We start from the raw sequence: 7,154 nt of genomic DNA on the forward strand, positions 1-7,154 counted from the left end.
TTAAGATGCTCAATTTTCTAGCATTTCATCCGAAATTTCTAGGCTTGCTATGTGCTGCTGCTGTGAGTATTTCTGTATGCAGCTGTACTGCTTATTCAAGCTCGATTTGATGATCGTCTTTGGTTACTTTAATTTTAAGTTTCTTATATTTACGTTTATTCGGATCGAGCGCAGAGTTTAGTACGTCCTCCGAAAAGTTTGGGTCTTGCATCAATGCAGTATAGGCCTTGTAACCTAGAATAATCCGAGTCGGTCGTTGTCCATTTCTCGTCACATAATAATCAATCATGAGATTTAATTCAGTTAAAGGACAGGTATCGCTCATTGCTGTATTTCACTTTTAAGTGGCTTATGTAGCGTAGTCGATATAGGAAAACTTATCTAGCTGATGTTGATTGATTTATTTAATATTTCCTTGTCATAAAAGTGTCATTTAAAAACATTATCGTGATTTATATAATAAAATAAAAACTGTAATAAAAATTCATAAAAACTTAATCGACATAAGGTGTTAGTGCTAGAGAGGGGAACCAAAGATCAAGGAGTTATTTATATGCAGAATAAAGTGGATACAGTACGAGATAAAAAACCACTGAATCATCGTTTGAGTGTCTTGGTTTCAGCTTATCAAGCCTTCTTAACCGCCAAGGGGTTGGTCAATAGTGAGTTTAGTCGATTGATCTTTGTAGAGAATTATACTGCAACACTCAAATTCAAACTCTATGATGATGACTTGAAGAAACAACTTATGGGTGAGTTAGAAAGATTTAGTACATTTTAGTCATCGGTTGATGTCATCAGCCACTCTTATAAAAAGTATGATTTTAAATAATGAATCGCTGTCGCTCTTAAAAATAACTCTCATATCATTTTGATATTCATCATTTATTTTTATTGAATCTTATTTAACAAATATATGGATTTTCATATATATGGATATTCATATATAAAGTTCAAAATCATTTGTTGAAGATCAACTGTAATGGCTGACATCAAAATTTATCACAATCCAGCGTGTGGCACTTCTCGGAATACTTTGGCTTTAATTCGAAATACGGGCGTGGAACCAACCATCATTGAATACCTTGTAACACCGCCTACAGAGAAGGAATTAATTGCTTTAATTCGAGCTTCGAATCTAACGGTGAGAGAAGCTATTCGTTCTAATGTTGATCCTTACCAAGATTTGCAACTAGAGCGCGAAGACTGGTCGGAGCAACAGCTCATAGCCTTCATGCTGCAATATCCAATCTTGATCAATCGTCCTTTTGTGGTGAACGAATTAGGAACACGACTCTGCCGCCCATCAGAAGTGGTACTGGAGATTCTGCCCGTCGCGCAAAAGGGTGCTTTTAGCAAAGAAGATGGTGAACAGGTCATCGATCAAAATGGCCAGCAGATTCGATAGTAAAACAGAAAGGTGGCCTATGAAGACCACAAGAGGAATATGAATGATGGAAGCTGTCAATTTTTTTAAATGCCTATCTGATGAAACAAGGCTGAATATTGTCATGCTGGTTGCAGAACATCAGGAGTTGTGTGTCTGTGATCTGACGGAAAAACTACAGTTGAGTCAACCCAAAATTTCTCGACATTTGGCTTTGTTGCGAACTTCAGGATTATTGCAGGATCGCCGTCAAGGGCAATGGATTTATTATCGTATTGCTGACCAATTACCAACATGGTGTGCAGAGATTTTAGCAGTGTTAAATGCTCAAAACTCGACGGTATTTCCAATGCGACAAAGCCTAGCCACAAAAAGTTGTTGTGAATAAAATTGATGAAAACTTTATCTTTCTTAGATCGTAACTTAACGCTGTGGATTTTTATTGCAATGGGCGTGGGGATTGCGATTGGTACTTTTCTCCCGCAAGCCTCAGCTACCTTAGATAAAATGAATGTGGACTCCGTCAATATTCCGATTGCGATCGGTTTGATTTTAATGATGTATCCACCTTTAGCCAAAGTAGACTATGCTGCATTGCCACAAGTATTCCAAGACAAAAAAACCTTGGCTTTATCACTGGTGCAGAACTGGGTGATTGCACCAGTTTTAATGTTTGCACTGGCAATTGTTTTTTTACATAGTGATCCAGAGTATATGACTGGACTGATCTTGATAGGCTTAGCACGTTGTATCGCTATGGTCTTGGTCTGGAATGGTTTAGCTTGTGGTGATAACCAATATGTTGCTGCATTGGTGGCATTTAACAGTATTTTCCAGATTCTATTTTTTAGTAGTTACGCCTGGCTGTTTCTGACGTATCTACCACCGTATTTTGGTATTGCTGGACAAGTGATCCATGTTGATTTTTGGACTATTACCCATGCAGTCTTGGTGTATTTGGGTATTCCATTTTTTCTGGGTTTTATGACTCGTTTGGTGTTGGTAAAAGCCAAAGGTCTGGATTGGTATAACAATATTTTTCTACCGAAGATCAGCCCATTAAGTTTGCTTGCATTACTATTTACGATTGTGGCGATGTTTAGTCTAAAAGGTGGAGATGTGGTCAGCCTGCCTTTAGATGTGATCCGTATAGCGATACCACTGATTATCTACTTTGTGGTGATGTTCTTTATCAGTTTCTTTATGAGCAAATGGATGGGCAATGATTACGCTAAAACCACGGCAATCTCTTTTACCGCGGCAGGCAACAATTTTGAACTCGCATTGGCCGTCGCAATTGCAACTTTTGGTTTAGCTTCGCCTGTGGCCTTTACCACAGTGATTGGGCCATTGGTTGAGGTACCTGAATTGCTTTGGTGAGTGTGTCTTTATGGCTAAGAAAGCAAGTGTTTTAAAAATATGGATAGATAATATTGGAAAGTCGTTCTTTAATAGAATACAAGTATCAAAAATATATAAAATAAAAAGCCTCAGTTGCCTAATCGGGGTATCAGCAACTGAGGAGGAAAGCTTTTTTATAATGTATCTCTGTTTTTTAAATAACGGAATATTTTTTATTAAAAATGCATGAAATGTGAATGATTAAGGTATTTAATGTCTTGTCGTATTATGAAAGTTTAATATTTAGTCTTTTTAAGATAATAATTTTTTATTGATATTCTTTGCTCCCGAATATATTCACTTGGTTTCTTCCCTGTCCAGCCAAAAAAAGCTCTTGAAAAAGCGCTTATATGGCTATAACCGAGTAGATCAGATATTTCTTGAATATTTCGATTGGAGTCGATCAGTTTTTTTGCAAGTTCAAATTTTTTGGATTGCAGTAATGAAGAGAACGTTGTATTCGCATTGGCTAGCTCTCTTTTTAAAGTTCTTTCAGAGATTTTTAATTTACTGGCAACATCAATCAAACTTGGAAAGCCAACACCAGGAGTGAATTTAAGCTGTTGATTTACCTTTAAAATGATTTTATTGTCTTGATCTTGGTAAAAAAGATATTCTTTGTTGACTAACTCCATTGCAAGTACATAGGCTGTTGTAGAGCTAAAGGTTAAAGGAAGATCTAAGCACTTGAGATCGAAACTAATTTGATTATGGTCTTGGTTAAAATGAATAATAGGGAGGCGTTTTTCATAAAGCAAATGATAATCTTCTTGCTCCCAAGTCACATGAATATTGGTTCCTGTAAGATTGTAATTGGTGATCATTTGCAAGTTGGTTGTAATATCAATCAGGGCACTTTCAAGAAAGAACTTATTTACAATATTTTTTTTACTTTCATTGAGATGTGCGGGTAATTGATACAGTGGATTCAGCCGAAGAATAATCTTATTATTTTTATTTAGAATGGATAAATCCATTTTATGGACACGCATACTATAATATTTTTGCATGTCAATTAAGACTCTACCGATAGTGCTATTACTAATGAGCACAAACCCAAGTGCGCCGTGTACAGTCAATTTACAATTTAAGCCAAACTGATAGCCAAGTCCCTTGTTTGGAATTAGCTCGAGTAACCGAGTGACAATATCAATCCATTGGTCAAAAAAAATCCGATCATTGTTGTTGTTATCCGTTAGCAAAGATAAAGGAATCTGACAATATCGAATGATTTCGCCTTTGGGAATTCCAAATGTCGTGGCTGTATCTACGAGTATTTTTAGATAATCATTATAAATGCTAAGTGGTTGTTTTTTCATGCTTTCCGTGACAAAAAATAAAATGTTAATCTAAAAGCAGTTATACAGCAGCTAAATATATTTTTAAGTATTCTTCGCTAAAAGTCCTGTTTTGTTAAAAATTTTGGATATAAGTGTTTATTAGTATTCTTTAGAGGAATAATCAATGGATTTTTGATAAAAAGTGATCTAATTGTTAAAAGTGAGTATTAATTGTTAAGTGTATAGCGACTTTATTTGCTTAGTTTTATAGGTGCTTGAATCCTTTTTATAGGCACTTATTTCATGAATAAAATATACAGATTGGTCTGGAACAAAAGCTTAAGTCTATGGACTGTCGTTTCAGAAAATGCGCGTGGCGTAACCAAAAAACGGAATGTAACAACAAATACATCAATTAAAACAGCTGTTTCCTCTAGTGAAATATCTAAACAATCTCAACTTAAACCGACCTTAATTGCACTGACGATTAGTTCCGCCTTTTTTAGCGGGAGTGTTTTTGCCGAGGTGAATACAGGTGGTGGAGCTGTTAGTAATAGTAACGGTAGCAGTATGGCGATTTCACCAACGGCTCAACAGTGTGGCAGCGGTGGCCAAGCTTCAGTTAATGGTAACAGTGGATTAGCGGTAGGCTGTGGAAATAATATTAGCGGAGTCGATGCGACTAGAGGACAGGCTTTATTCAATCGGAGAGGCTCTGGAAACAATAATTATCCAACTGGGCAAGCACAAGTTTTGGGTTCTGCAACTACAGTTGGTAAAGATAATATTGTAAGAAATTCTTTGGCTGGTGCAACGCTAGTTGGTACAAGTAATATTTCAGAGGGAAATGGTTTTCATAATATAGGCGTTGGTCAGGGAAATCTTGTTGGTGGGGCTGGTTATAACACTGCTATTGGGGTGGGTAACGACGTCTCGACCAGTAACTCTAATGTTGTTATCGGTGTAAATAACCGTTCACGTGGTAGTACGTCTATTGCTATGGGGCGACTAAGTTGGGCGGATGCTGATTTTTCTATTGCACAAGGGAATGCTGCTACGGTCGCTCAAGGTGCGACAGGTGCTATATCGCTGGGCCATTCGGCTACGACCACGGGAATACGAGGTATTGCGATTGGTAGTAGTACAGGTTCGGATGCTGGAGGTCCTGCTCAATATGATCCTGCAACTGCCGCCAATGCCGATGGGGCTGACTCAGTGGCTGTAGGTACTGGTGCAAAAGCAGCAGGTAATCAAACGACAGCTGTTGGACGTCAGGCCAAAGCTACAGGCAATAATTCAGCGGCATATGGAAACCAAGCCAATGCTCAAGGTGCATCCTCAGTTTCTGTTGGAGACAACTCGAACGCTCAAGGTGATAACGATATTGCATTGGGCCGTAATGCCGCTACTGCCAGTGGCGGAAGCAATAACATTGCCGTTGGTAATGGAGTTACCACAGGAAGTACAGGCCAGAACGTTGCGATGGGTTCAGGGACAACCACAGCCAATGCAGGCACAGCAGATGGAGGTGCGGTTGCAATAGGACGTGATCAAAAAGCAGCAGGTGATGGTGCGGTTGCGATTGGTGATCCCAACAATGCCAATGGTAATGGTGCAGTTGCTGTGGGCCGTAATAATACCGCTGCGGGCAATGATGCGGCTTCAACCGCTGCAGATGGTGCAGTTGCATTGGGTAACGAAAATAAAGCGATTGGTCAGGGATCAGTTGCACTCGGTAATCGATCCACTGCGGCAGCCGCAGGCGCACTTGCACTCGGTGATGCAGCGAATGCTCAGGCATCAAGAGGAGTTGCACTTGGTTCAAATGCAGTTGCGACCAATGCAGACGATGTTGCTTTAGGTGCAGGTAGCCAAACGTCTACTGCAACAGGTGCAGCGTACCGCACAGGCACAGCAGCGCCAGCATCAGTAGTATCAGTGGGTACAGCGGGGAATGAACGTCGTATCCAAAACTTATCTGATGGTGCAGCAGATACAGATGCAGTCAATGTTCGCCAATTAAGAAGCGTCCAAGATGGTGTGGATGAATTAGGCCAAAGCACAGCTGATGCACTTGGCGGTGGCTCAACTTATGATCCAACGACAGGTACAGTCTCTAATCCAACCTATAACATTAATGGCAATGACGTCACGAACGTTGGTGATGCTTTAACTGAGTTAGACAAAGGCTGGACACTGCAAAGCAACGGTGCAGATGCAGGCGCAGTGAAAGCAGGCGATACAGTTGATATCGGTACGGCAGATGGTGAAGAAAACCTACAAGTAGCGAAAGAAGGCAATGACATTAAATACAGCCTGAACCGAGACTTGAAAGTGGACAGCGTCACTGCTGGCGATACGGTGATTAACAATGATGGTCTAACGATTGCTAACGGTCCAAGCATCACCAAATCAGGTATTGATGCAGCAGGTAACACCATTAGCAATGTGGGTCCTGGTGTCGCAGGCACGGATGCAGTCAATAAAGATCAGTTAGATAAAGCAAGCCAAGACTTAACCGATAAAGGCTTTGGTTTAACCGCACAAGATGGCACCACTGTTCAAAAGAAACTGGGTGAAGCCGTTGATGTTGTCGGTGCAGATGAAAACATCACCACCAAAGTACAAGACGGAAAAGTCGCAATTGAACTTGCCAAAGATCTGAATGTGAACAGCATTAAGGCAGGCGACACCACCATCAATAATGATGGTCTAACTATTGCCAATGGTCCAAGCCTCACCAAATCAGGTATCGATGCGGCAGGTAATAAAATTACCAATGTCGCAGCAGGTACAGATGATACTGACGCTGTAAACAAGAGCCAGTTAGATGAAGCCATGGCGAATGCAGGCGGTAGCTGGACTTTACAAAGCAATGGTGCCAATGCAGGCGATGTCAATAAAGGTGATGTTGTTGATATTGGCACAGCGGATGGCGAAGAAAACTTACAAGTAACCAAAGAAGGCAATAACATCAAGTACAGCCTGAACCGTGACTTGAAAGTGGACAGTGTGACTGCGGGCGATACCTTGATCAACAATGATGGTATGACCATTACAGGTGGTCCAAGCATTACCAAGTCAGG

Annotated in this window: 6 protein-coding genes and 1 pseudogene; 5 read left to right on the forward strand and 2 right to left on the reverse strand. The window is 40.2% G+C overall.

What is annotated here, in order from left to right; genetic code table 11:
• Positions 1-91: 91 nt before the first annotated feature.
• Positions 92-325: a hypothetical protein gene (locus F887_RS18725; RefSeq protein ID WP_005291708.1), complete on the reverse strand. Its 234-nt coding sequence runs from the start codon at positions 323-325 to the stop codon at positions 92-94.
• 228 nt (positions 326-553) lie between these two features.
• Here F887_RS18725 and F887_RS14905 point away from each other — a divergent pair, with 228 nt between their 5' ends.
• The 4 genes and pseudogenes from F887_RS14905 (at position 554) to arsB (ending at position 2,802) form a co-directional block, all read left to right on the forward strand.
• Positions 554-781 carry a hypothetical protein gene (locus tag F887_RS14905; protein WP_005291710.1) on the forward strand — a complete coding sequence of 76 codons (228 nt, stop codon included), beginning with the start codon at positions 554-556 and terminating at the stop codon, positions 779-781.
• A 201-nt stretch (positions 782-982) separates the two neighbouring features.
• Positions 983-1,408 carry an arsenate reductase (glutaredoxin) gene (arsC, locus tag F887_RS14900; protein WP_005291711.1) on the forward strand — a complete coding sequence of 142 codons (426 nt, stop codon included), beginning with the start codon at positions 983-985 and terminating at the stop codon, positions 1,406-1,408.
• Between the two features lie 46 nt (positions 1,409-1,454).
• The gene (locus tag F887_RS14895; RefSeq protein WP_032862744.1) at positions 1,455-1,775 is read left to right on the forward strand and encodes a metalloregulator ArsR/SmtB family transcription factor; all 321 of its coding nucleotides are present in this window, start codon (positions 1,455-1,457) and stop codon (positions 1,773-1,775) included.
• A 5-nt stretch (positions 1,776-1,780) separates the two neighbouring features.
• Positions 1,781-2,802, forward strand: a pseudogene (arsB, locus tag F887_RS14890) (ACR3 family arsenite efflux transporter).
• Between the two features lie 222 nt (positions 2,803-3,024).
• On the opposite strand, the gene F887_RS14885 reads toward arsB, so the two are convergent.
• Positions 3,025-4,107 (reverse strand): AraC family transcriptional regulator, encoded by a 1,083-nt coding sequence (locus F887_RS14885; RefSeq protein WP_005291717.1) that lies wholly within the window; start codon positions 4,105-4,107, stop codon positions 3,025-3,027.
• A gap of 264 nt (positions 4,108-4,371) precedes the next feature.
• Here F887_RS14885 and F887_RS14880 point away from each other — a divergent pair.
• A partial coding sequence (locus tag F887_RS14880; RefSeq protein ID WP_005291719.1) for an ESPR-type extended signal peptide-containing protein occupies positions 4,372-7,154 on the forward strand: 2,783 nt, incomplete at its 3' end.

Origin of the sequence: Acinetobacter sp. NIPH 2100, from assembly GCF_000369805.1 — a bacterium.
In the GTDB taxonomy this organism is placed as follows: domain Bacteria; phylum Pseudomonadota; class Gammaproteobacteria; order Pseudomonadales; family Moraxellaceae; genus Acinetobacter.

Bases quoted from the DNA above. Each gene is read 5' to 3' on its own strand.
- arsC (WP_005291711.1), top strand. From the start codon at position 983: ATGGCTGACATCAAAATTTATCACAATCCAGCGTGTGGCACTTCTCGG.
- F887_RS14895 (WP_032862744.1), top strand. From the start codon at position 1,455: ATGGAAGCTGTCAATTTTTTTAAATGCCTATCTGATGAAACAAGGCTG.
- F887_RS18725 (WP_005291708.1), bottom strand. From the start codon at position 325: ATGAGCGATACCTGTCCTTTAACTGAATTAAATCTCATGATTGATTAT.
- F887_RS14885 (WP_005291717.1), bottom strand. From the start codon at position 4,107: ATGAAAAAACAACCACTTAGCATTTATAATGATTATCTAAAAATACTC.
- F887_RS14905 (WP_005291710.1), top strand. From the start codon at position 554: ATGCAGAATAAAGTGGATACAGTACGAGATAAAAAACCACTGAATCAT.